The sequence below is a fragment of the Xanthomonas sp. NCPPB 1067 genome, assembly GCF_020783795.1.
Lineage (GTDB): Bacteria > Pseudomonadota > Gammaproteobacteria > Xanthomonadales > Xanthomonadaceae > Xanthomonas > Xanthomonas melonis.
The window spans coordinates 1-24,760 of the sequence record NZ_JAJGQG010000023.1; the positions used below are offsets into that span (position 1 = coordinate 1).

Here is a 24,760-nt window from a genome sequence, read left to right on the forward strand (position 1 = left end):
GCCGACCGACGCGGCTGCTGCGCCCGCTACCGCAGCCGTCACCACCACCGCCCTGCCCTCACTGGGTGCACTGGCGCCGGCGGCGGCCACGACGGCCAAGCCCACCTCCAGCACCGCCGTCAGCGGCGATGCGCAGACCGTCGCGCTGATGAGCATGGCCGCCAAGGCCCTGGCGCCGGCCGACGACGACGGCGCCAGCCCGGCAGGCCCGGATGCCCCGGCCTTCGTGCTGCCCACCGCCGCCGCACCCACGCCGACCCGCGTGCAGGACCCGGCACCGATCTTCAGCGCCTCGCCCACCCCGACCCCGGAGATGGGCAGCGACACCTTCGACGACGCCATCGGCGCCCGCCTGAGCTGGCTGGCCGACCAGAAGATCGGCCACGCCCACATCAAGCTGAGCCCGAGCGAGATGGGCCCGGTCGAGGTACGCCTGCACCTGGAAGGCGACAAGGTCAACGCCAGCTTCACCGCCACCAATGCCGACACCCGCCAGGCGCTGGAACAGAGCCTGCCACGGCTGCGCGACATGCTCGGGCAGAACGGCTTCCAGCTCGGCCAGGCCGATGTGAGCCAGCAACAGCAGGGCCAGTCCGGCAACCGCAATGGCGGCGGCAGCGAGGGCAACGGGCTCACCCTGGACGACAGCCCGGCCGTCGGAATTCCGTCGGTGGTGTTACGCCAGCGTGGATTGCTGGACGCCTACGCCTGATCCAACGCCCCGCAGTCGCCCGCGGCGCCGCTGTTGCGCCCGCCTGCCGGACCATCGCGGCTGATCCCTTTCCCCTGCAGCGCAAGGCTTGCGGGGGTGTTTCACGTCATGGCACGCCCGTGCCAGGAATCCGACGCAGTTTTGGCACGGGCATTGCATCCAATGGGTGAGCATTCCCCTGGAGCAGACCGTGGCAGCCGCAAAGAAACCCGAGAAGACCGAAGAGAAGGACGAGAAGAAGAAGGGTGGCAAGAAGCCCATCCTGCTGATCGCCATCGGTGTGGTCGTACTGGCGGCCGCCGGCGGTGGCGCCTGGTTCTTCCTTGGCCACAAGGGCGACGAAAAAGGCGGCAAGCACGACGCCCCCAAGGTTGCCGAAGTGCCAAAGCCGGCACAGTACTTCCCGATGGACCCGGCAATTGTGGTCAACTTGGCCGATCCCGGCGACGGCCCGCAGTATCTTCAGGTCGAAGTGCAGCTGGTCACCCGCGACCCGGAAGAACTCAAACTCATCACCGAGAACGCCCCCGCCATCCGTGCGCACCTGCTGATGCTGCTGTCGCAGGTCAAGGCCACCGACGTGGCCGACCTGGCCGGCAAGCAGAAGCTGCAGAAATCCGCACTGGCCGAAGCGCAGAAGGTCATGACCAGCGAGACCGGCAAAAAATGCATCGAAGAATTGCTGTTCACCAGTTTCGTGACCCAGTAAGGCCTGCCCGATGAGCGTGAGCGATCTGCTATCCCAGGACGAAATCGATGCCCTGCTGCATGGCGTGGATTCGGGCGCGGTCAATACCGAGCCCGAGCCCTTGCCCGGCGAGGCGCGCCAGTACGACCTGTCCAGCCAGGACCGCATCATCCGCGGGCGCATGCCGACCCTGGAAATGGTCAACGAGCGCTTCGCGCGGCTGTGGCGCATCGGCCTGTTCAACCTGATCCGGCGCTCGGCCGACCTGTCGGTGCGCGGCATCGACCTGGTCAAGTTCAACGAGTACATGCACTCGCTGTATGTGCCCACCAACCTCAACCTGATCCGCTTCAAACCGCTGCGCGGCACCGGCCTGATCGTGTTCGAACCCACCCTGGTGTTCACCGTGGTGGACAATTTCTTCGGCGGCGACGGCCGTTTCCACACCCGCATCGAAGGCCGCGAATTCACCGCCACCGAGATGCGCGTGATCCAGCTGATGCTCAAGCAGACCTTCGCCGACCTGAAGGAAGCCTGGGCGCCGGTGATGGATGTGGACTTCGAATACATCAACTCGGAGATCAACCCGCACTTCGCCAACATCGTGACCCCGCGCGAGTACGTGGTGGTGTGCCGCTTCCACGTGGAGCTGGAAGGCGGTGGTGGCGAGATCCACGTCACCCTGCCGTATTCCATGCTGGAGCCGATCCGCGAACTGCTCGATGCCGGCATCCAGAGCGACCGCAACGACCGCGACGACTCGTGGAACGTGATGCTGCGCGAGCAGCTGGATACCGCCGAGGTCACCCTGTCCAGTGTGCTGGCCAGCAAGCGCATGAGTCTGCGCCAGCTCACCGGCCTGAAGATCGGCGACATCCTGCCGATCGAGCTGCCCGCCCAGGTACCGCTGTGCGTGGAAGACATTCCGTTGTTCACCGGCGAATTCGGCGTCTCCAACGGCAACAACGCCGTGAAGATCACCGCCGTGCGCCCGCCTGGCGTGCAAGCCCCGCGTGCCGTTCCCTCCCAGGACCCCAATCCATGATCAACTCCGACATCCTCGACGCTGCGCCAGCCACCTTCGACAGCCTGCAGGCCGAGCACGACCAGAACGCCGCCGACCTCAACCTGGACGTGATCCTGGACGTGCCGGTGACGCTGTCGCTGGAAGTGGGCCGCGCGCGCATTCCGATCCGCAACCTGCTGCAGCTCAACCAGGGCTCGGTGGTGGAACTGGAACGCGGTGCCGGCGAACCATTGGACGTGTACGTCAACGGCACCCTGATCGCGCACGGCGAGGTGGTGGTCATCAACGACCGTTTCGGCATCCGCCTGACCGACGTGGTCAGCCCCAGCGAGCGGATCCGGAGGCTGCGTTGATCGGTCTGCTGGCGGCTGCCGCGCCCGCCGCGGCCAAGGCCACCCAGGTGGGCGCGCAGGCGCCGGCCACGCCCAGCATGTTTGGCGCGGTCTTTGCATTGTTGCTGGTGCTCGCGCTGATCGTCGGCCTGGGCTGGTTGCTCAAGCGCATGCCCGGCAGCGGATTCCGCAGCAGCGAGGGCCTGCGCCTGGTCACCAGCCTGGCAGTCGGTGCCAAGGAGCGCGTGGTGGTGGTGGAGGTCAACGGCCAGCAACTCCTGCTGGGCGTCACCCCCGGCGGCATCACCACCTTGCATACCTTGCCCGAACCGCTGCCGCCCACGCCGCCGCCCACCCTGCCCAACCTCAAGCAACTGCCCAATTTCGCCCAGCTGCTCGCCCAGAAGCTGCGCAAGGACCCGTGACATGTTCAGTAGCTGGAATCGCTGGGGGCGTAGCCTCCGCCTGGTGTTGATCCTGCTGGCGCTGAGCTGCCCGCTGCTGGCGGCCGCCACCCCGGCCGCCCTGCCGTCGATGGCGCAGGCGGCTGCACCGGCCGCTGCTCCTGCCGCCGCGCCGGCGGCGGTGCCGCCCGGCTCCAACCAGCTGCCGAACCTGCCGAACGTCAGCGTGGGCCGCATCGGCGACCAGCCGGTGAGCCTGCCGCTGCAGACCCTGCTGCTGATGACGGCGATCACCCTGCTGCCGTCGATGCTGCTGGTGCTGACTGCCTTCACCCGCATCACCATCGTGCTGGCCCTGCTGCGCCAGGCGCTGGGCACCGGTCAGACCCCGTCTAATCAGGTGTTGCTGGGCCTGGCGATGTTCCTGACCGCACTGGTGATGATGCCGGTGTGGCAGAAGATGTGGGGGGCCGGCCTGCAGCCGTATTTCAACAATCAGATCGACTTCTCCACCGCCTGGACCCTGACCACCCAGCCGTTGCGCGCCTTCATGCTGGCGCAGATCCGCGAGACCGACCTGATGACCTTCGCGGGCATGGCCGGCGACGGCAAGTACGCAGGCCCGGACGCGGTCCCGTTCCCGGTGCTGGTGGCCTCGTTCGTGACCAGCGAGCTGAAGACCGCCTTCGAGATCGGCTTTCTGATCTTCATCCCGTTCGTGATCATCGATCTGGTGGTGGCCAGCGTGCTGATGTCGATGGGCATGATGATGCTGTCGCCGATGCTGATCTCGGCACCGTTCAAGATCCTGTTGTTCATCCTGGTGGATGGGTGGGTATTGGTGGTGGGCACGCTGGCGGCGAGCTTCAACGCGTCATAGGGGTGGCTGGCGCGTTTGCGTCTGCTCTTGGGTTTGCTTTTGCTTTTGCTCTGAGCTCTTGGCTCGTCCGGGCCCCCATACCGCAGCGGCAAGCCGGGTAGATACAACCCGGAGGGCGGCGCGCATGGATGCGCGACGTTTTTGTAAGGGACATGGATGTCCCTTACAAAAATTTCTACCCGGATTGCGAACCTGGAGCGCGCAGCGCGGAAGGCGCGAGGACGGGGTGTGTTTCTTTGGTTACTTTCTTTGCACAAGCAAAGAAAGTGACTCGTTCCCCGAAGGGGAGCGAAAGCCTTGCACTTGCTTATGCATTGCTCTCATCCATTTGATAAAGATACCAATGCAGATCAACGGCTTTCACGCCCTTCGGGCGCGAGTCACTTTTCTTTGCTTGTGCAAAGAAAAGTAACCAAAAGAAAGCACACCCCGTCCTCGCGCCCTGCGCGCCTGCGGCGCTCCGGGTGCGCAAGTCCGGCAGAAATTTTTGTAGGGGACATCCCTGTCCCCTACAAAAACGTCGCGCATCCATGCGCGCCGCCCTACGGGTTGTATCTGCCGGCCTTGCCGCTGCGGTATGGGGGCCCGGAAAAGCCAAGAGCAAGCAAAGCAAAAAGCACAGCGACAGCGACAGCGACAGCGACAGCGACAGCGACAGCGACAGCGACAGCGACAGCGACAGCGACAGCGACAGCGTTACGCTAGCGCCAATGTCACTGGCAAGATGAAACCGCCCCCATCCACCCACTCGCCACCAGCAACTTACGAATACCGAATCCCCAATCCCCGCCCCCCTGGCACCCGACTTGCATCACCACTTCCATGAGCCCTGAAATCGCCCTGACTGAATTGCGTGGTGGCCTGGTCACCGTCCTGTGGATCGCCGGACCGATGCTGCTGGCCGTGCTGGTGGTGGGTGTGGTGATCGGCGTGGTCCAGGCCGCGACCCAGTTGAACGAACCCACCATCGCCTTCGTCGCCAAGGCGGTGGCGCTGACCGCCACCCTGTTCGCCACCGGCAGCATGCTGCTCGGGCATCTGGTGGAGTTCACCATCGCGCTGTTCCAGCGCATCCCGCATCTGATCGGCTAGCGGGCCGGACCGGATGGATGCCGCCACCCAGATGGTGATCGACGGCCAGCGCGCGTTCGCGATGGTTGGCGCGATCATGTGGACCATGCTGCGCACCGGCGCCTTGCTGACCGCCATGCCGATGATCGGCAGCCGCGCGGTGCCGGCACGGGTACGGGTGATGCTGGCCGGGACCCTGTCGCTGGCGCTGGCGCCGATCTTGCCGCCGGTGCCGGAGTGGGACGGCTTCACCGCCACCGCGGTGCTCAGCATCGCGCGCGAACTGGCGGTCGGGGCCAGCATGGGCTTCATGCTCAAGTTGATCTTCGAGGCCGGCGCCCTTGCCGGCGAGCTGGTGTCCCAGTCCACCGGCCTGTCGTTCGCGCAGATGTCCGACCCGATGCGCGGGGTGACCTCGGGCGTGATCGCGCAGTGGTTCTACATCGGCTTCGGCCTGTTGTTCTTCGCCGCCAACGGGCATCTGGCAGTGATCGCGCTGCTGGTGGACAGCTACAAGGCCTTGCCGATCGGCACCGCCATCCCCGATGCCAGTGCGTTTGCCGAAGTGGCGCCCACGCTGTTCCTGCAGATCCTGCGCGGCGGGCTGACCCTGGCGCTGCCGATGATGGTGGCGATGCTGGCGGTGAACCTGGCCTTCGGTGCGCTGTCCAAGGCGGCGCCGGCATTGAACCCGATGCAACTGGGCCTGCCGCTGACGGTGTTGCTGGGGCTGTTCCTGCTGTCCAGCTTCGCCAGCGAGTTCGCCCCGCCAGTGCAGCGCCTGTTCGACACCGCCTTCGATGCCGCCAGGGACCTGACCGGCTGAGTGCAGCACGGCTCAAGTTTCGAGGACGATCGCCGTCAACGCTGGTGGCGATTGAGTGACTCAATCGGCATTTCTTCCCCGCCCGGACTCCGATGCCCAACCTGCCTGCGCTGTTCGCCTCATCGGATTCGGGTGGCCAGCCGTGGGGCCGTCGGATCGCGTTATGCCTGCTCGGCTGGTGCCTGGCCGCGAGCGTCGGCGCGCAGACCTACAGCATTCGCGATTACGCCCAGGCCGACGGCTTGCAGGGCATGACCGTCAACAGCCTGCTCGAAGACCGTCAGGGCGTGGTCTGGGTCGGCACCGAACTGGGGCTGCACCGCTTCGAACGCGAACGCTTCATTCCGGTCGGCCGGGAGAGCGGCCTGGATGCGCGGTTCATCCGGGCATTGACGCTGGACCGTCGCGGCCGCCTGTGGGTCGCCAGCGTCAACGGCGTGTTCGTGCGCAACGGCACCACCTTCACGCCGGTTCTGCAGGACGGCAACCCGATTCGCGCCGAGAACGGCAATGTGATCGCGCCCTATGCAGATGGCGTGGTCGTGGTCAGCGAGAACCAGTTGCTCCAGGTGTCGCCGGCGCAGCCGGGCGGCTGGAGCGTGCGGCCGCTACCGCTACGCCTGGACGATGGCACCACGCTGCCCGCCGGCAAGGCCTTGCTGGCCGATGGGCAGGTGCTGTGGGCCAGCTGCGGCAAGCAGGTGTGCCGCATCGATGACGCCGGCCGGATCGTTCTGCTGGGGGATGCCGACGGCGTACCGGAACGACAGTGGCGCGCGATTTTCCGCGACCACCGGGGCACGCTGTGGCTACGCGGTGGCGGCCTGGTGCTGTCGCGTGCGCCGGGCCAGCACCTGTTCCGCGATCATCCGGCGCCGGCCGGCACCCGTTTCGACACCTTGTCCGCCGCGACCACCTTGTCCGAGGATGCGCAGGGTCGCCTGATCACTCGCTCCGATCGCGGCATGGTGCGCTGGGAAGGCGATCGCTGGCGCTATTTCGGGCACGACCAGGGCTCGGGCGTCAGCCCGATGGTCGGACCGTTGCTGATGCAAAGCACCGGCCAGCTGTGGATCGGCACGCGCGGGCTGGGCGTACAACGTTGGCTGGGCTACGGCACCATCGAGCACTGGGACGAAAGCCAGGGGCTGGCCGAGGCACCGACCTGGTCGATCCAGCGGTTGCCCAGCGGAGAACTGCTGGTAGGCGGCGATGCCGGCTCCAACCTGTTCGATCCCCGGACCGGGCGCGTGCAGCCGTGGACGCTCGCCAATGGCGAGCCACTGTTGCAGGCGGTGTCCATCGCGCTGTCGCCGGCCGATGGCGCGGCCTGGGTGGGGCGCTCGTCCGGCGCGCTGGCGCGACGCGATCCGGGCACCGGCAAGACCATCGACGTCCTGCAGCTTGGCTTGCCCATCAGCAAGTTGCTGTTCGACCCTGCCGGCGTGCTGTGGATCAGCACGCCACACGGCCTGTATTCGATCCAGCCCGGGACGCCGCCGCACCCCGCGCGGGAACTCTCGGTGCCGGCGGTCTACGTGGCCGACCTCGACCTGGATCACCAGGGGCGCCTGTGGGCCGGTACGCGCGAGGGACTGTATCGCCGGGAGGCGGATGGCCGTTGGGTCCGCGTGCAGGTGCACGGCGACCTGCCCACTCAGCAATTCTTCCTGCTCGATTTCTCTACCGATGGCCAGCTCTGGGTGTCGTTGCGCGACACCGGACTTTGGCACGGCAAGGTGCAGGACGCTGCACAGATCACCCTATCGGCGGTTGCCGACCCGCTGGTGTCGCGCGTCATGCCCTTCATCCTTCGTCACGACAGCAAGGGACGCCTGTGGCTGGGCAGTAGCCAGGGGCTGGATCTGCTGGACAGGGGGCGTTGGTCGCGCGCGACGCGCAGCGAGGGCCTGCTATGGGACGACGTGTCCGCCAATGCCTTGTTCGAGGATGGCGATGGCAGCATCTGGCTGGGCAGCAGTCGCGGGCTGAGCCACCTGATCGATCCATCGCGCGTCTTCGCCGCACCGCCGTTGCGGGTGGAGGTACTGCGCGTGCGCCGTGGCGAGCAGACCATCGCGCCCGGCGCGCGGGTGCCGTGGTCGCAGGTGCCGCTCGACGTGGATATCGGCACTCCTGGCGTCGAAGGCGGCCCTGACCGCATCAGCTTCCGCTACCGGGCCAAGGGCCATCAGGCCGGCTGGACCACGACCTCGCTGAGCCACCTGAGCTATCCGCTGCTGCCGCCGGGACGCTACTCGCTGGAGATCCAGGCGGTGGATGCCAGCCAGCGCAGCATCAGCCCCATCACGCGTTTCGACTTCGTGCTGACGCCGCCGTGGTGGCGTGCTCCTGCCGCCCTGATCGCTTATGGGCTGCTGGCCGTTGCCGGCGTGGTCGCCTTGCTGCGCTGGCGAACCGCCAAGTTGCTGCGGCGCAAGCGCGAACTGGAACACCTGGTCGCCGAACGCACGGCCGAGCTGGAACAGGACAAACGCGAGCTGGAAGCGGCACGCGCCGAGCTGACGCTCAAGGCCAGCCACGACGAACTCACCGGGCTGCTCAATCGCGCCGGCATCCTGGCCGCGCTGCGCTGCCTGCTGCAGCGCGCCGATCCGCCGACACGCCCGCTGGCGGTGGTATTGATCGACCTGGACCATTTCAAGCAGGTCAACGATCAGCACGGGCACCTGGCCGGCGATGCGGTACTGGCCGGTGTCGGGCGCCGGCTGGACGCGCTGGTGCGCGGCGACGACCGCGTGGGTCGCTACGGCGGCGAAGAACTGCTGGCGCTGTTGCCGGGCCTGCAGTGCGGCGCCACCCATCGCCTGGAGGATCTGCACCGCGGCATCTGCGGCGATTACCGCATCGATGGCGCGAGCCTGCACATCACCTGCTCGGCCGGAGTGGCCTGGCTGCAGCCCGGCGAGACCCTGGAACACCTGCTCGCGAGGGCAGATGCGGCGCTGTACCGCGCCAAGCGCGACGGCCGCAACCGCATCGCCTATGCCGACCAGACGCCCCTGACCGGTGCACCCGCCAGCGACGACCGCTGAGCGTGCGGGCGCGGCGAAGCAGGCACCGCGCCCGGGTTTCCGAGCGCTGCCATCGCGGGCACCTGCTGGTACAGGCCTGCATCGAGCACCGCGGCGGGCTGGCTGCGCGCGCCCTTCCCGGCCGATCGCGCATCCCGTCGCTCCAGCCCGCCGTGCGCTGGCCACTCCCGCTCCTGCCCTGCACTCGCGCTGCACACGCCGCGATTAAAGTATTCCGCAACGACAGCCGCTAGTCGCTTTATCGCAGCCCGCGACAGGCTGCCAGTGGACGCGTGAGACACCCCGCGCAAGGGGCGCGGAGCGCACGCACGATGCGTGGGAGACTGCAACGCCTGTGGGGTCCTTGCACCACCAAAGCAGGTTGTCGGGCCGGCATGCACCGTCTGTGGCGGTGTGGTTGCTGGCCCTGTTCGCATGGGCCGATCTGGCCGGCGCGCAAAGCCTCAGCATCCGCCGCTACGCGCACGATCAAGGCCTGCTCGGCCTGGCCGGCACCTGCCTGCTGCAGACCCGCGCCACGCTGCTGTGGGTCTGCACCGAGAGCGGGCTGTATCGCTACAACGGGCGCGTCTTCAAGCAGGTGGAACTGGACGGCCTGCGCAACGAACCGATCAGCGCAATGAGCGAGTCGGCCGACGGCCAGTTGTGGGTCGCCGGCTTCCAGGCCCTGTTCGTCGGCACCGAGAACGGCTTTCGCAGGCTGGCCCCCGACGAGGCCGAACACCTGCAGGAAGGCATGCTGCTCGCCAGCCCGGCATGGGGCACGGTGCTGGCCAACGGCGGAACGCTGGAACACCTGAGCCCGCGCGCCAACGGCCGCTGGCACAGCGAGCCGCTGCTGGACACCGCCACGCGGGTGCGCGTGCCGGAACTGTCCAGGGTGATGAGCCTGTCGGTGGACGGCGACACGCTGTGGGCCGGCTGCGCGCGCAAGCTGTGCGCCATCGATGCGCAGCGCAGGGTGCAGGTCTACGGGCCCGAACAAGGCGTTCCGGAAGACCTCTGGTCCAGCGTGCTGCGCGATCGCGAGGGTGGGCTGTGGGTGCGCGGCGCCGGGACGCTGCTCTACCGCGCTCCCGGCGCGCAACGCTTCAGCGTGCGCCCAGCGCCGCTGCTGGATGGCAGCACCGTCGGGCAACAGGCGCCGCTGGTGATGGATCGCCAGGGGCGCGTGCTGATGCGCCGCAACGATGGACTGGTGCGCTGGGAAGGCGGTCACTGGCGCAGTTTCGGCATCGCCAACGGCCTGCCGCCCGGCAGCAGCGACGCGATCGTGGTGGATCGCGACGGCGATGTCTGGATGACCGTGGACGGCGAAGGCCTGGTGCGCTGGGCTGGCTACGAATGGATCGAGAACTGGGACACCTCGCAGGGGATGCCGGCCGCCCCGACCTGGGCGATCGTGCGCGATGCGCACGGTGCGCTGGTGGTGGGAAACGAACATGGCAGCGGCCGCCAGGCGCATCCGGATAGCCGATTCGCCCCAGCCCTGCCGGATGCAGGTATCCAGGTCGTCGGCTTGGCGCGCAGCACCGATGGCAGTGTGTGGACGCTCAATTCGGCAGGTCACCTGCGCCGGCACTGGCCGGACGGCCGCAGTGCCGAGATCGGCAAGCTTCCGCGCACCGGGCGACGCCTGCATCTCGATCGCCAGGGCCGGCTGTGGGTGCTGAGCGTCGGCGGCCTGTTCGTGATCGAACACCCCGAGCGTGGCGGCGCGCTGCAGCCGGTGTCCGAGCTGCCCAGCATCGCCTACACCGACATCCAGCACACCGCCGACGGCACGCTGTGGGTCTCCAGCGCCAACGGCCTGTTCCGGCTGCAGGGCGAGCGCTGGTCCAGGGTGCCGGTGCAGGTCAACGGCGGCGCGGCGGACCCATGGATCGGCAAATTCCATATCAGCGACAGCGGCGAGGTGTGGCTGGCGTTCTATCGACCCGGCGTGTGGCACGGCGTGCTGAGCGACGGGCGACTGGATCTGCAGGCGATCAGCGATGAGGCCCTGGGCGATGTCGGCGTCTACCTGCTGCGCGGCGACAGCGTGGGCCGGGTCTGGGTCGGCCACGCGCGCGGCGTGGAGGTCTATAACGGGCAGCGCTGGGCGCATCTGTCGCAATCGCAGGGCCTGCTCTGGGACGACGTTTCCGAAGCCGCGTTCGCCGAAGACCCCGACGGCTCGATCTGGATCGGCACCGCCCGCGGCGTCAGTCATGTGCAGGATCCCGGGCGCCTGTTCGACCAGCGCCCGCCCAGCCTGCGCATCGACAGCGTCAGCCGCGGCGGCGTGCCGGTGCAGCGCGGCCAGTTGCTGGGCTGGAGCGACAAGCCGCTGCATATCGAACTGTCGACGATGGAGGTCTACGACGACCCCAGCCGGTTGTCGGTGCGCTACCGCCTGCTCGGCCTGCACGAGGAATGGATCCAGGGCACCGATCTGTCGATCGACCAGCCGCCACTGCCGTCCGGGCATTTCCGCCTGCAGGTGCAGCTGTTCGACCGTTACCGGCGCACCGTCTCGCCAGTGGTCGACCTGCCGTTCGCGGTGGCGCCGCTGTGGTGGCGCAGCCCACCGGCGGTTGTGCTGTACGTGCTGATCGGTGGCGGCCTGTTGATCGGCCTGTGGCGGTGGCGGCACCGTCATCTGGTGGCGCGCGAGCGCATGCTGGCCGAGTTGGTGGCCGAGCGCACCTACCAGCTGGAACGCGAAAAGCGCGATCTGGAGAATGCCCGCGCCGCGCTGGCGCTGAAGGCCAGCCACGACGCGCTGACCGGCCTGCTCAACCGTTCCGGCATCCTCGAGGCGATGGCCGACGCATTGCAGGCCTGCGCGGAGGCCGGTCAGCCGCTGGCGGTGGTGTTGATCGACCTGGATCACTTCAAGCAGATCAACGACGAGCACGGACACCTGGTCGGCGATGCGGTGCTGGCCAAGGTCGGCGCACGGCTCACCGCGTGCCTGCGCGATTCGGACAAGGTGGGCCGCTACGGTGGCGAAGAACTGCTGCTGCTGTTGCCTGGCATGAACCGCCAGAGCCAGCACCGCCTGCGCGCCATCCACGACGCGATCAGCCTGCCGCCCTACGACGTCGGTGCCGCGCGACCGCTGCAGGTGACCTGCTCGGTCGGCGTAGCGTGGTTTCGCATCGGCGACACCGCTGCCTCGTTGCTGGCGCGTGCGGACGAAGCCTTGTATCGGGCCAAGGGCAACGGCCGCAACCGCATCGAACCGGAAGAACCCGAAAGTTCGGTGGCCTGATTGATCCCCAGCGTTGCGCGCTTGCAGGCTCAAGAACGCGCACGCCGGGTCGCTAGCTCCTTGAGCAAGCGCGTCTGTCGACGTCGGAACTGGATGGGTGGTCGCAACCTATAACCTTGGCATGGTGCTGTTGTCGCTGGTGGTGGCCGTGCTGGCCTCCTACACCGCGCTGCATCTGGCCGCCCGCATGACCGTCAGCCGTGGCGGCATCGCCGCCGCATGGCTGGTGGGCGGCGCCATCTCGATGGGGATCGGCATCTGGTCGATGCACTTTGTCGGCATGCTGGCGTTCCGGCTGCCGATTCCGCTGGGTTACGACGTGGCGCTGACCGCCTACTCGATGCTGGCGGCCATCCTGGCCTCGGCGCTGGCGCTGTGGCTGACCTCGCAACCGCAACTGCCCTGGCCGCGGCTGGGCCTGGGCGCGGTGCTGATGGGGCTGTGCATCGCGCTGATGCACTACATCGGCATGGGCGCGATGCGCATGGTGCCCGCCATCAGCTACGACCCGCTGCTGTTCGGCCTTTCCATCGCGATCGCCATCGGCGCCTGTGCCGCCGCGCTGTGGATCGCGTTCCGGCTGCGCCACGATGGCCGCCGACACAGCCTGCGCCTGATCGCGGCGGTGGTGATGGGGGTCGCGATCGTCGGCATGCATTACACCGGCATGGCTGCGGCGCGCTTCGCGCCCGGCAGCATTTGCGGCGCGGCATCGGAGATGCACCTGCCGCTCTCGTGGCTAACCGCGGTGGTGGTGCTGGTCACGCTGGCCTTGCTGATGCTGGCACTGGTGATTTCGATGCTGTCGCGGCGCTTCCAGCAACGCACCGACGTGCTGGCGCAATCGCTGGCGCGCGCCAATGCCGATCTGGCCCTGGCCGCCCTGCACGATCCGCTCACCCGCCTGCCCAACCGCGTCTTGCTGCACGAGCATGTGCTGCAGAACATCGAACGCGCGCAGCGCGATGGGCAGCGGTTTGCGGTGATGCTGATCAACCTGGACGGCTTCAAGGTGGTCAACGACGGCTACGGCCATCAGTTCGGCGACCGCTTGCTGGTGGCGGTGGCCGGGCGTCTGGCCACGTTCCGCGACGCGCATGCCAGCCTGGCGCGGCTGGGCGCGGATGAATTCGTACTGGTGGCCGACATCGCCGACCCGGAAGACGCTGCTGCCATTGCCGCACAGTTGCTGCAGGCGCTGGCAGCGCCCTTCCTGGTCGGCGAGCGCGAGCTGCGTCTGAGCAGCAGTATCGGGATCGCGCTGTACCCGGAGGATGCGGGCAGCGAACACCAGCTGATGAGCCACGCCGATGCCGCGATGGGTCACGCCAAACAGGCTGGCCGCAACCGCTACAGCTTCTTCGAACGCTCCATGACCGGCACCACCGGCGAGCGCCTGCAATTACTGCAGGAGCTGCCACGCGCGCTGGAGTCGGGCCAGTTCGTCCTGCATTACCAACCCAAGTACTGCGCCGAGGACGGCCGCCCGCTCGGTGCCGAGGCGCTGGTTCGCTGGCAGCACCCCGAACGCGGCCTGGTGCCACCGGACAGCTTCATTCCGCTGGCCGAACGCAGCGGCATGATCGGTGCGCTGGGCAGTTGGGTCCTGCAACAGGCCTGCCGGCAGATGCGGGAGTGGCGCGACGCCGGCCATGGCGACTGGCGCGTGGCGGTGAACCTGTCGGCCACCCAGCTCGCCTCGCCCAGCCTGCTGGACGAAGTGGCGACCACGCTGGGCAGCCATGCCATCGCCCCTGGCCAGCTCACCCTGGAAATCACCGAGACCATGGCCATGCGCGATGCCGAGGCCTGCCTGCACACCCTGGGCCAGCTCAACGCGTTGGGCGTGCGCATCGCCATCGACGACTTCGGCACCGGCTATTCCAACCTGCTGTACCTGCGCCGGCTGCCCGCGCACGAGCTGAAGATCGACCGCAGCTTCGTGCAGGCCATGGACAACGGCGCCGAGGACATCGCCATCGTTGCCGCAGTGGTGGCGCTGGCCCACACCATGCGCCTGCAGGTGGTGGCCGAGGGCGTGGAAACCCCGGCCCAGCGCAACACCCTCGAACGCCTGGGCTGCGACCAGCTGCAGGGCTATCTGCTGGGCCGGCCGATGCCCGCCGAACAGTTCATCGCCCTGGTCCTCGCCCAACGCGACGGCCCAACACGCCTGGCCAGCTGAGCCAGGCCCCAAGGCGCCACGCCCCGAGCACGACGCGGCATCATCCATTCGGCCCGTCAGCCGCATCCCGATCAGCCCGCAGCCCACCGCTCTTACAAATCCCGACTCCCGAATCCCGCCTCTGGAACACCGCTTGCATCAGCCCAGGCTGATCCCCCACCGGCACTTCCATGTCCGAGTCCGAAGACGGCGGCGAGCGTACAGAGCTTCCCACCGAAAAACGCCTTCGCGAGGCCCGCGAGCAAGGCAACATCCCGCAATCGCGGGAGTTGTCCACTGCGGCGGTGTTCGGCGCCGGCGTGTTCGGCCTGATGGCCCTGGCCGGCGGCATCGGCGATGGCGCGGCGGTGTGGATGAAGACCGCGCTCAGCCCCGACCCGAGGATGCGCGAGAACCCGATGGCGCTGTTCGGCCACTTCGGCGACCTGCTGATGCAGTTGCTGTGGGTGATGGTGCCGCTGATCGGCATCTGCCTGCTGGCCGGGCTGGCCGGCCCGCTGCTGATGAGCGGCCTGCATTTTTCCGGTAAGGCGCTGATGCCCGACCTCAACAAGCTCAACCCGATGAACGGGGTCAAGCGCATGTGGGGCAGCCACAGCCTGGCCGAGCTGGTCAAGTCGGTGCTGCGCCTGCTGTTCGTCGGCCTGGCGGCGTGGCTGTGCATCTCCAGGAGCCTGCACGGCCTGCGCGCACTGGTGAACCAGCCGCTGGAGCAGGCGGTGGGCAACGGCCTGGACTTCACCAAGAGCCTGCTGTTCTACACCGCCGGCGCACTGGTGCTGCTGGCCGCGATCGATGCGCCGTACCAGAAGTGGAACTGGATGCGGAAGCTCAAGATGACGCGCGAGGAGATCAAGCGCGAGATGAAGGAAAGCGAGGGCAGCCCGGAAGTGAAGGGCCGCATTCGCCAGATGCAGATGCAGATGTCGCAGCGCCAGATGATGGAAGCGGTGCCCAAGGCGGACGTGGTGCTGATGAACCCGACCCACTACGCGGTGGCGCTGAAGTACGAGGGCGGCAAGATGCGTGCGCCGATCGTGGTGGCCAAGGGCGTGGACGAAATGGCCTTCCGCATCCGCGAAACCGGCGAACAGCACCGGGTGGCCATCGTCACCGCCCCGCCTTTGGCACGCGCCTTGTATAGGGAAGCCCAAATCGGCAAGGAAATTCCCGTGAGACTCTATTCGGTCGTGGCCCAGGTGCTTTCCTACGTCTACCAGCTGCGCGGGTGGAACGGCGGCCCGATGCCGGAATTGCCGTCGCTGGAGGTGGATGAGTTCGGCAAGGGAGCGACCCCATGAGCGCCCAGCCCGTCCCGATGAACGCCCGCCGCATCATGGAGTTGCTGCGCAACGGCCTGGGTGCGCCGCTGGCCCTGATGGCCATGCTGGCCATGCTGATGGTGCCGCTGGCGGCCCCGGTGCTGGATGCGCTGTTCACCTTCAACATCGCCATCTCGCTGATGGTGCTGCTGGCGGTGGTGTACGTGCAGCGTCCGCTGGAATTCACCATTTTCCCCATCGTGCTGCTGATGACCACGATGCTGCGGCTGGCGCTGAATGTCGCTTCCAGCCGCGTGATCCTGATCAACGGCCAGGACGGCCACGCCGCCGCCGGCAAGGTGATCGAGGCGTTCGGCCAGTTCGTGATCGGCGGCAACTACGCCGTGGGTATCGTGGTGTTCGCGATCCTGACCATCATCAACTTCGTGGTCATCACCAAGGGTGCCGGGCGCGTGTCGGAAGTGACCGCCCGCTTCATCCTGGACGCCATGCCCGGCAAGCAGATGGCCATCGACGCCGACCTCAACGCCGGTTTGCTGACGCGCGAGGAAGCCAAGGCCCGCCGCGAGGAAGTGCGCGAGGAAGCCGACTTCTACGGCGCGATGGACGGTGCCAACAAGTTCATCCGCGGCGACGCCATCGCCGCCATCCTGATCCTGTTCATCAACCTGGTCGGCGGCATGGCCGTGGGCATGTTGCAGCACGGCATGTCGTTCGTGGATGCGGCTTCGACCTACACCCTGCTGTCGATCGGCGACGGCCTGGTGGCGCAGCTGCCTGCGTTGCTGGTTTCGTCCTCGGTCGCCTTGCTGGTGACCCGCGCCTCGCGGGCGCAGGACATGCGCGGGGCGATGATCGGCCAGGTGTTCGGCCAGCATCGCGCCCTGGCCGTGGCTGCGGCCATCCTGGGCCTGGTCGGCCTGGTGCCGGGCATGCCCAACGTCGCGTTTTTGACGCTGGGCCTGATCCTGGGTGTGATCGCCTGGAAACTGTACAAGCGCAGCCTGGTCGCGCCCGCCGCCGGCGATGCGGCCAGCGACCCGCAGGCGGCAGCCACTGCCGCCACCGCCCAGGCCAGCGCCGAGCTGAGCTGGGACGAACTGCGCCCGATCGACCCACTGGGCCTGGAAGTGGGCTACCGGCTGATCCCGCTGGTGGACAAGCACCAGGGCGGCGAATTGATGGCACGCATCAAGGGCGTGCGCCGCAAGCTCACCCAGGACATCGGCTTCCTGGTCCCGCCCGTGCATATCCGCGACAACCTGGAGCTGTCGGCCAATGCCTACCGGCTGCTGGTGCACGGCGTCCCGGTCGCCACCGCCGAAATCCATCCCGACCGCGAGCTGGCGCTGGACCCGGGCGGCGCGCTCGGCCAGCTGGACGGCATTCCCGGCAAGGACCCGGCGTTCGGCCTGGACGCCACCTGGATCCAGCCGCATCAGCGTGCCTATGCCGAATCCATGGGCTATACGGTGGTGGATCCGGCGACCGTGGTCGCCACCCACCTGTCGCACCTGATCCGCGAGCACGCCCCGGAACTGCTCGGCCACGAGGAAGTCCAGCAGCTGCTGGCCACCCTGGGCAAGACCGCGCCGAAGATGGTCGAAGACCTCACCCCCAAGGCATTGCCGCTGTCGGTGGTGGTGCGGGTGCTGCAGAACCTGCTGATCGAGCGCATTCCGGTACGCCAGCTGCGCAAGATCGTCGAAGCGCTGGTCGAGCACGCCCCGCACAGCCAGGACCCGGCCACCCTCACCGCCGCGGTGCGTACCTCGCTGGGCCGCTTCATCGTGCAGGAAATCGCCGGCATGTCGGCCGAGCTGCCGGTGTTCACCCTTGCCCCGCAGCTGGAGCGCGTGCTGCAGGAATCCACCCATGGCAACGGCGTGGCGCTGGAACCCGGCCTGGCCGAGCGCCTGCACCAGAGCCTGGCCGATTGCGTGGGCAAACAGGAAGCCCGCAACGAACCGGCGGTGGTCCTGGTGCCCGGCCAGGTCCGCGCCGCCCTCGCCCGCCTGGTCCGCCACAGCGTCCCGTCCCTGTCGGTGCTGGCGTACAGCGAAGTGCCCGAAGACAAGCGTCTGAAGCTGGTCGGCACGATCAGCTAAGGCCAACGCCCCTCATCCGGCGCTATGCGCCACCTTCTCCCGCCCGCGGGGGAAGGTGCCCGAAGGGCGGATGGGGGCAGCAGTCGGGCGATGTGCCAGCAGGTAGGAGTCACACCGCACCGCCCCCCTCATCCGGCGCTGCGCGCCACCTTCTCCCGACTGCGGGAGAAGGCAACGGATTGCCAGCGCTGCAGCGGCGTTGCGCCAATGCAGCAGCAGCGCCGAGCCAACGCCTCCCTTCCCCCGCCCGCGGGGGAAGGTGCCCGAAGGGCGGATGGGGGGCAGCAGTCTCGCCACACTCCCGCAGGCGAGACTCGCACCGCACCAACGCCCCTCATCCGGCGCTGCGCGCCACCTTCTCCCGCCCGCGGGAGAAGGCAACGGATTGCCAGCGCTGCAGCGGCGTTGCGCCAATGCACTAGCAGCGCCGGGCCAACGCCTCCCTTCCCCCGCCCGCGGGGGAAGGTGCCCAAAGGGCGGATGGGGGGCAGCAGGGGCAGCCGCCGCACGCGCAACCCTCCTGATCGAGCGCCAGAAATCCAGCACTGCGGTTTTGGCACACCGCATGCATTAGCTCTGCCGAGACCGCAGCCAGCACCACCGCTGCGGGGCGGATGGCAGGACTTGGAACTACGAACGGGACAGGCAACTCATGACGCTGGCGACACACCCACATTCATCGCGCACCCGTCCGGCGTCCGGCGGGTCCCGTTCCTGGAGGCAGGTGGCATGAAAATCAAACGCTTTGTCGCCCCGGATATGCGCACCGCATTCCGCATGGTGCGCGAGGAACATGGCCCGGATGCCGTGATCCTGTCCAACCGTCGCACCGCCGAAGGCATCGAGATCGTTGCCGCCAGCAATTACGACGAAGAGCTGGTGCAGCGTGCCCTGGAAACCGCCCGCGAAACGCCGGCGGCCAGCAGCGCCCCCACGCAGCACGCTGCGGCGCCGGTCGCCGCCCGCCCCGCTGCGCCGGTGCACGCCCCGCTCAAGCCGGCTGCCGATACCGCCGGCATGAGCCACCGCCAGCGCGTGGCCAGCGCCGCCGAAGACATGATCGCCGCCATGGCCCTGCGTCAGCCGGCCAGCGTGCCGCGCCAGGCGCCGGTGGCCGCGCCGATCCGCAGCGCTGCCCCGGTGCAGACCGTGCAGGAGGCCGCTGCGCCGATCGTGCAGCGTCAGGAACACGCGCTGTCGGCGGTGCCGGAACAGCTGTTCGCCGACTTTTTGACCACCGCCCCGGTGCCGCGCCCGGCGGTGCAGGCCACCCCGATGCAGGCGCCCGCTCCGGTCGCCGCCCCCGCCGTTGCCGCAGCGGCACAGGACGAGGACGCCTTCGCCGACGAAGCCGACTTCGACCTGGACGACGCCCTGCCGCAGATCCTGCCGCCAGCCGCGCTGCCGCCGATCGAAGTCGCTCCGCCCGCCCCTGTCGCGCTGGCCGCGGTGCCCGCCGCCGCCATGCCGGCGCCGCAGAACGACGAAGAACTCAAGCAGCTGCGCGGCGAGCTGGCACTGATGCGGCAGATGATCGAGCGCGAAATGAACCGCCTCACCGATGAGCGCCTGCGTGGCTCGCCGGTGCGTGCGCAGGCGCTGGAGCTGATGGACGACTACGGCTTCGACGCCGGCCTGACCCGCGACATCGCCCTGCAGATCCCGGCCGATACCGAATTGCACCGCGGCCGCGGCCTGATGCTGGGCCTGCTGTCCAAGCGCCTGCCGGTGGCCCCGGTCGACCCGCTGGAACGCGGCGGCGTGATCGCCCTGGTCGGCCCGACCGGTGCCGGCAAGACCACCACCATCGCCAAGCTGGCGCAGCGCTTCGCCGCCCAGCACGCCCCGCGCGACGTGGCCCTGGTCACCACCGACACCCTGCGCGTCGGCGGCCGCGAGCAGCTGCACAGCTACGGCCGCCAGCTCGGCATCGCAGTGCACGAGGCCGACAGCGCCGAAAGCCTGCTCGAACTGCTGGACCGCCTGCGCGACTACAAGCTGGTGCTGATCGACACCGCCGGCATGGGCCAGCGCGATCGCGCCCTGGCCGCCCAGCTGAACTGGCTGCGCGCCGCCCAGCAGGTCACCTCGCTGCTGGTGCTGCCCGCCAACTCCCATTTCGCCGACCTCGACGAGGTCGTGCGCCGCTTCGCCCACGCCAAACCCCAAGGCGTGGTGCTGACCAAACTCGACGAGACCGGCCGCTTCGGCAGCGCCTTGTCGGTGGTGGTCGATCACCAGATGCCCATCACCTGGGTGACTGACGGACAGCGGGTCCCCGACGACCTGCACCGCGCCAATGCCGCCAGTCTCGTTCTTCGCCTTGAAGATTTGCGGCGCGCTGCCGATAAGCCCTGTACTCCGGAGCACAACCATGCAGTCGCGTGAATACGCCAAGCTGACCAACGCCTTCCCCCTGTCGGCGACCCGTCCCGAGCCTCTGGGCCCGGTGCGCACCATTGCCGTGACCGGCGGCAAGGGCGGCGTGGGCAAGACCAACATCTCCGCCAACCTGGCCGTGGCGCTTGCCGACATGGGCAAACGCACGCTGCTGCTGGACGCCGACCTGGGCCTGGCCAACCTGGACGTGGTCCTGGGCCTGGCGCCCAAGTACACCCTGGCCGACCTGATCGCCGGCCGCTGCACGCTCGATGAAGTGATCATCGAAGGCCCCGGCGGCGTGCTGGTGGTGCCGGCCGCGTCCGGCCGCCGCCACATGGCCGAACTGGCCCCGGCCCAGCACATCGGCCTGGTCAACGTGTTCTCCGAACTGGAACGCGACCTGGACGTGATGGTCATCGACACCGCCGCCGGCATCACCGACAGCGTGCTGACCTTCTGCCAGGCCGCCCAGGACACCGTGGTGGTGGTCTGCGACGAGCCGGCTTCGATCACCGACGCCTACGCACTGATCAAGGTGCTCTCGCGCGAACGCGGCGTGGACCGCCTGCAGATCATCGCCAACATGGTGCGCGACCCCAACGAGGGCCGCCTGCTGTACGACAAGCTCTCCCGCGTCTGCGAGAAGTTCCTCGGCGACGTGTCGTTGAACTACCTCGGCCACGTGCCGCAGGACGACTGGCTGCGCCTGTCGGTGCAGCGTCAGCAACCCGTCATCAAGGCCTACCCCGCCAGTCCGTCGGCACAGGCCATCGCAGAAATCGCGCGCCGTACCTCGCGCTGGCAGGCTCCCACCGTGCCGCGCGGCAACGTCGAGTTCTTTGTCGAACGCATCATTCAACGGGGAGTGGCCGCATGAGCACCGCCACCGCAACGACCGCCACTGCGCAGTACCGTGCCGTCCAACGCAACAACGCCAACGACGTGGTGACCCAGCACGCCGACCTGGTGCGCCGCATCGCCCACCACCTGGCCGCCCGCCTTCCGGCGAGCGTGGAAGTGGACGACCTGATCCAGGCCGGCATGATCGGTCTGATCGAAGCCTCGCGCAGCTACGACTCCGACCAGGGCGCCTCGTTCGAAACCTATGCCTCGATCCGCATCCGCGGCTCGATGATCGACGAGATCCGCCGTGGCGACTGGGTGCCGCGTTCGGTGCACCGCCGCGCCCGCGACGCCGCCGCCGCAGTGCGCAAGATCGAGCAGAGCACCGGCCGCGCCGCCGCCGCCACCGAAGTGGCCGCCGCGATGGAAATGCCGCTGCCCGACTACCTGCGCCTGATGGAAGACGCCGCACGCGGCCAGGTGCTGAGCCTGGAATCACGCATCGAAGATCACGGCGAACTGGACACCACCGCCAAGGGTGGGCCCAATCCGCAGCAGATGATGGAGCGTGGCGAATTCGGCCGCGAGCTGGGCAAGGCCATCGGCCAGTTGCCCGAGCGCGAGCAGTTGGTGCTGTCGCTGTACTACGAACAGGAATTGAACCTGAAGGAAATCGGCGCCGTGCTCGGCGTCAGCGAATCGCGCGTCTGCCAGATCCACGGCCAGGCCGTGGTGCGCCTGCGCGGCCGCCTCAAGGTATTCGAACTGGCCGATGCCGGTGTCGAAAATGACGATTGATTTTTTTCGTGTTAGGAGCTTGATGTGAACAAGAACATGCGGATCCTGATCGTGGACGACTTCTCGACGATGCGCCGTATCGTCAAGAATCTGTTGGCGGATCTTGGCTTCACCAATACCGCAGAGGCCGAAGACGGCAACAGCGCGCTGGCCGCGCTGCGTGCGGGCCCGTTCGATTTCGTGGTGACGGACTGGAACATGCCCGGCATGACCGGCATCGACCTGCTGCGCAACATCCGCGCCGACGCCAAGCTCAAGCACCTGCCGGTGATGATGGTGACCGCCGAAGCCAAGCGCGAGCAGATCATCGAAGCCGCGCAGTGCGGCGTGAACGGCTACATCATCAAGCCGTTCACCGCGCAGACGCTGGAAGAGAAGCTGGGCAAGGTGTTCGAACGTCTGGCGGCGACCGCCTGATGAACGCCACCGTGGAAGCCGATGCCGAACGTGCCGCGTTGATCGAGCGCCTGCAGAGCGCGCTCGATGCATTGGAAAGCGGTGATCAGGTCACCTGGCGTCGCGAGGTCGACCACCTCGCCGCGCTACGCACGCGACCGATGATGCAGAGCCTGAGCCGGCTCGCCCGCGAACTCGGACAGGCCCTGGGCGAGTTGCCCACGGTGCCCGAAGAGGCCGGCGAACTGGACGATGCCTGCTCGCGCCTGGACCATGTGGTGGAGATGACCGAAAAGGCCAGCCACCGCACCCTGGACCTGGTCGAGGAATGCCGCGTGCTGGCCAACCAGCTGCGCGATGGCGGGCTCAATGAGGACCAGGGCGCACTGCTGGAAAAGATGCGCCACAACCTCACCGAGCTGTCGCTGGCGCAGAGCTATCAGGACCTCAGCGGCCAGATCATCCGTCGCGTGGCCGGCATCGTGCGCCGTGTGCACGAAGGCTTCGGCGCCTTGGGCCTGCCGCCCAAGAACAGCGAACCGAAGAAAGACGACGGCGGTCTTGCCGGTCCTGCGATCAAGGGCCTGGACCGTCACGCGGTGTCGCAGGACGACGCCGACGACCTGCTGTCCGGATTGGGGCTGTAATCATGAGTGCTGTTCCAGACGATATTGCTGCCGATTTCATCGTCGAGGCCCAGGAGATCCTGGATCGCCTCGGCGAACAGCTGGTGTCGCTGGAACAGGCACCAGACGAAGCGGACCAGCTCAACGCGGTGTTCCGCGGCTTCCACACGCTCAAGGGCGGCGCCGGCTTCCTGGCCATCAAGCCGATGGTGGAGCTGTGCCACGCCGCCGAAGAAACCCTCGGCATGGCGCGCTCGGGCCAGGCAGTGCTGCAGGCGCATCACTTCGATGCCGCGCAGCAGTCGCTGGACTATCTGCAGGCCATGCTGGACGCGATGGGCTCGGGCGAAGCGGTACCCCACGCGCCGGCCACGCTGATCGCGCAGTTCGATGCCAAGAGCGCGCCACCAGCGGTCAAGGCCGCCCCCAAGGCTGCCGCCGCGCCGGCGCAACACGACGACGCGCATGCTCCCGTCGCAGGCGCCAAAGGCCCCAAGGCCGCCGCCAAGGCCGGTGCTGAAGCCGAACAGACCGTGCGCGTGGACACCAAGCGCCTGGACGCCATCGTCAACCTGATCGGCGAACTGGTGCTCTCGCGCAACCGCCTGAAGACCTTGCGCACCCGCTTGCGCGACGAAGAACTCGACCGCGCGGTCAGCACGCTGGATATCGCCACCGCACGTCTGCAGACCGCGGTCATGCGCACCCGCATGCAGCCGGTCAGCAAGGTGTTCGCACGCTTCCCCAAGGTGGCCCGCGATGTCGCGCGCACCCTGTCGAAGGAAGTGGAGCTGGAACTGATCGGCGCCGAAACCGAGCTCGATCGCAATCTGGTCGAAGCCCTGGCCGACCCGCTGGTGCACCTGGTGCGCAACGCCATCGACCACGGCATCGAATCGCCGGCCCTGCGCGAAGCCACCGGCAAGCCGCGCAGCGGCCATGTGCGCCTGTCCGCGCAGCAGGAAGGCGATTACGTCAGTATCGAAATCCAGGACGACGGCGCCGGCATCGACCCCGAACGCCTGCGCGAGATCGCCCGCGGCAAGGGCCTGATCGACGCCGAAGCCGCCGCGCGCCTGAGCACCGACGAGTGTCTGCATTTGATCTTCATGCCGGGCTTTTCGACCAAGGCCGAGGTCACCGACATCTCCGGCCGCGGCGTTGGCATGGACGTGGTGCAATCGCGCATCCGCGAACTCAGCGGGCAGATCCAGATCCAGTCCGAACTGGGCCGCGGCAGCCGCTTCATGATCCGCGTGCCGCTGACCCTGGCGATTCTGCCGACCCTGCTGGTGCAGGCCGGCGAAGCGGTCTACGCATTGCCGCTGGCACGCGTGGTCGAAGTGCTGCACGCCCCGCAGACCTCGCTGGGCTGGTTCGACGGCCGCGCCGTACTCGACCGCCGCTCGCATACCCTGCCGCTGATCGACCTGCGTCGCTGGCTGGGCGTGCCCGCCGAACAGCCGCCGCTGCTGACGGTGGTGCTGCTGCAGGCCGGCGAAACCCGCTTCGGCCTGGTGGTGGACCAGGTGCGCGGCCGCGAGGAGGTGGTGATCAAACCCCTGCCCCGCGCCCTGCGCGGCCTGCCCGGCTACGCCGGCGCCACCCTGATCGGTGACGGCCGCATGGCGCTGATCCTGGACGTGGATGGATTGCGCTCCAGCGATCAGTGAGTTTCGGGATTCGGGATTCGGGATTCGGGATTCGGGAATCGGGAATCGGGAATCGGGAATCGGGAATCGTCAAGACGATCCTGGCTGCCTGATCTAACGATAGCGGCGGCGTACTGCGGCCGTTGTCGTGTCACTGACAGCATCGCTGCCGATCTATGTCGCTACGCGCGCAGGCATGGGCGCGATGGTTTGGTGACGGTCAAGCTGCCGTGCA

The 24,760-nt window shown here is 67.9% G+C and carries 20 protein-coding genes; 19 read left to right on the top strand and 1 reads right to left on the bottom strand.

Features of this window, described 5'->3' with window-relative positions:
• The 6 genes from LL962_RS15690 to fliP form a co-directional block, all read left to right on the top strand.
• The coding region (locus LL962_RS15690; RefSeq protein ID WP_228317567.1) for a flagellar hook-length control protein FliK at positions 1 to 712 on the top strand (712 nt) is incomplete at its 5' end.
• A 166-nt stretch (positions 713 to 878) separates the two neighbouring features.
• Complete coding sequence (locus LL962_RS15695; protein WP_208621487.1) at positions 879 to 1,421, top strand: flagellar basal body-associated FliL family protein; 543 nt, start codon at positions 879 to 881, stop codon at positions 1,419 to 1,421.
• A gap of 10 nt (positions 1,422 to 1,431) precedes the next feature.
• Positions 1,432 to 2,445 (top strand): flagellar motor switch protein FliM, encoded by a 1,014-nt coding sequence (fliM, locus tag LL962_RS15700; RefSeq protein ID WP_104588622.1) that lies wholly within the window; start codon positions 1,432 to 1,434, stop codon positions 2,443 to 2,445.
• Positions 2,442 to 2,780 (top strand): flagellar motor switch protein FliN, encoded by a 339-nt coding sequence (gene fliN / locus LL962_RS15705; RefSeq protein ID WP_228317568.1) that lies wholly within the window; start codon positions 2,442 to 2,444, stop codon positions 2,778 to 2,780. The genes fliM and fliN overlap by 4 nt, the downstream gene beginning before the upstream one ends.
• Positions 2,777 to 3,184: a flagellar biosynthetic protein FliO gene (gene fliO / locus LL962_RS15710; protein ID WP_104588620.1), complete on the top strand. Its 408-nt coding sequence runs from the start codon at positions 2,777 to 2,779 to the stop codon at positions 3,182 to 3,184. Before fliN ends, fliO begins: the two co-directional genes overlap by 4 nt.
• Before the next feature lies 1 nt (position 3,185).
• A complete protein-coding gene (gene fliP / locus LL962_RS15715) occupies positions 3,186 to 4,043 on the top strand; it encodes a flagellar type III secretion system pore protein FliP (RefSeq protein ID WP_104588619.1) in 858 nt (285 codons plus the stop codon).
• A gap of 307 nt (positions 4,044 to 4,350) precedes the next feature.
• Here fliP and LL962_RS15720 read toward each other — a convergent pair whose 3' ends face one another.
• On the bottom strand, positions 4,351 to 4,791 hold the full coding sequence (locus LL962_RS15720) for a hypothetical protein (protein WP_228317569.1): 441 nt from the start codon (positions 4,789 to 4,791) through the stop codon (positions 4,351 to 4,353).
• Positions 4,792 to 4,865: 74 nt separating this feature from the next.
• On the opposite strand from LL962_RS15720, the gene LL962_RS15725 reads away from it, so the two are divergent.
• From LL962_RS15725 to LL962_RS15785, 13 genes are all read left to right on the top strand, one after another.
• Complete coding sequence (locus LL962_RS15725) at positions 4,866 to 5,135, top strand: flagellar biosynthetic protein FliQ (protein WP_005917968.1); 270 nt, start codon at positions 4,866 to 4,868, stop codon at positions 5,133 to 5,135.
• 13 nt (positions 5,136 to 5,148) lie between these two features.
• Positions 5,149 to 5,940, top strand: a complete 792-nt coding sequence (gene fliR, locus LL962_RS15730) for a flagellar biosynthetic protein FliR (protein WP_228317570.1) — start codon at positions 5,149 to 5,151, stop codon at positions 5,938 to 5,940.
• Positions 5,941 to 6,032: 92 nt separating this feature from the next.
• On the top strand, positions 6,033 to 8,996 hold the full coding sequence (locus LL962_RS15735) for a diguanylate cyclase (protein ID WP_255626362.1): 2,964 nt from the start codon (positions 6,033 to 6,035) through the stop codon (positions 8,994 to 8,996).
• A 334-nt stretch (positions 8,997 to 9,330) separates the two neighbouring features.
• The gene (locus LL962_RS15740) at positions 9,331 to 12,252 is read left to right on the top strand and encodes a diguanylate cyclase domain-containing protein (protein ID WP_228317571.1); all 2,922 of its coding nucleotides are present in this window, start codon (positions 9,331 to 9,333) and stop codon (positions 12,250 to 12,252) included.
• Positions 12,253 to 12,349: 97 nt separating this feature from the next.
• A complete protein-coding gene (locus LL962_RS15745; protein WP_228317572.1) occupies positions 12,350 to 14,437 on the top strand; it encodes a putative bifunctional diguanylate cyclase/phosphodiesterase in 2,088 nt (695 codons plus the stop codon).
• 170 nt (positions 14,438 to 14,607) lie between these two features.
• The gene (flhB, locus tag LL962_RS15750; RefSeq protein WP_228317573.1) at positions 14,608 to 15,738 is read left to right on the top strand and encodes a flagellar biosynthesis protein FlhB; all 1,131 of its coding nucleotides are present in this window, start codon (positions 14,608 to 14,610) and stop codon (positions 15,736 to 15,738) included.
• A 17-nt stretch (positions 15,739 to 15,755) separates the two neighbouring features.
• Entirely contained in the window at positions 15,756 to 17,828 is a 2,073-nt protein-coding gene (gene flhA, locus LL962_RS15755) for a flagellar biosynthesis protein FlhA (RefSeq protein WP_228317599.1), read from the top strand.
• 729 nt (positions 17,829 to 18,557) lie between these two features.
• On the top strand, positions 18,558 to 20,216 hold the full coding sequence (flhF, locus tag LL962_RS15760) for a flagellar biosynthesis protein FlhF (RefSeq protein ID WP_228317574.1): 1,659 nt from the start codon (positions 18,558 to 18,560) through the stop codon (positions 20,214 to 20,216).
• Positions 20,203 to 21,087 (top strand): MinD/ParA family protein, encoded by an 885-nt coding sequence (locus LL962_RS15765; RefSeq protein WP_005918202.1) that lies wholly within the window; start codon positions 20,203 to 20,205, stop codon positions 21,085 to 21,087. The genes flhF and LL962_RS15765 overlap by 14 nt, the downstream gene beginning before the upstream one ends.
• Complete coding sequence (locus LL962_RS15770) at positions 21,084 to 21,851, top strand: RNA polymerase sigma factor FliA (protein WP_104588611.1); 768 nt, start codon at positions 21,084 to 21,086, stop codon at positions 21,849 to 21,851. Before LL962_RS15765 ends, LL962_RS15770 begins: the two co-directional genes overlap by 4 nt.
• 24 nt (positions 21,852 to 21,875) lie before the next feature.
• Positions 21,876 to 22,268, top strand: a complete 393-nt coding sequence (gene cheY, locus LL962_RS15775) for a chemotaxis response regulator CheY (RefSeq protein WP_014507662.1) — start codon at positions 21,876 to 21,878, stop codon at positions 22,266 to 22,268.
• On the top strand, positions 22,268 to 22,894 hold the full coding sequence (locus LL962_RS15780; protein ID WP_104588610.1) for a protein phosphatase CheZ: 627 nt from the start codon (positions 22,268 to 22,270) through the stop codon (positions 22,892 to 22,894). The genes cheY and LL962_RS15780 overlap by 1 nt, the downstream gene beginning before the upstream one ends.
• A 2-nt stretch (positions 22,895 to 22,896) precedes the next feature.
• Positions 22,897 to 24,546, top strand: a complete 1,650-nt coding sequence (locus LL962_RS15785; protein WP_228317575.1) for a chemotaxis protein CheA — start codon at positions 22,897 to 22,899, stop codon at positions 24,544 to 24,546.
• Positions 24,547 to 24,760: the final 214 nt, after the last annotated feature.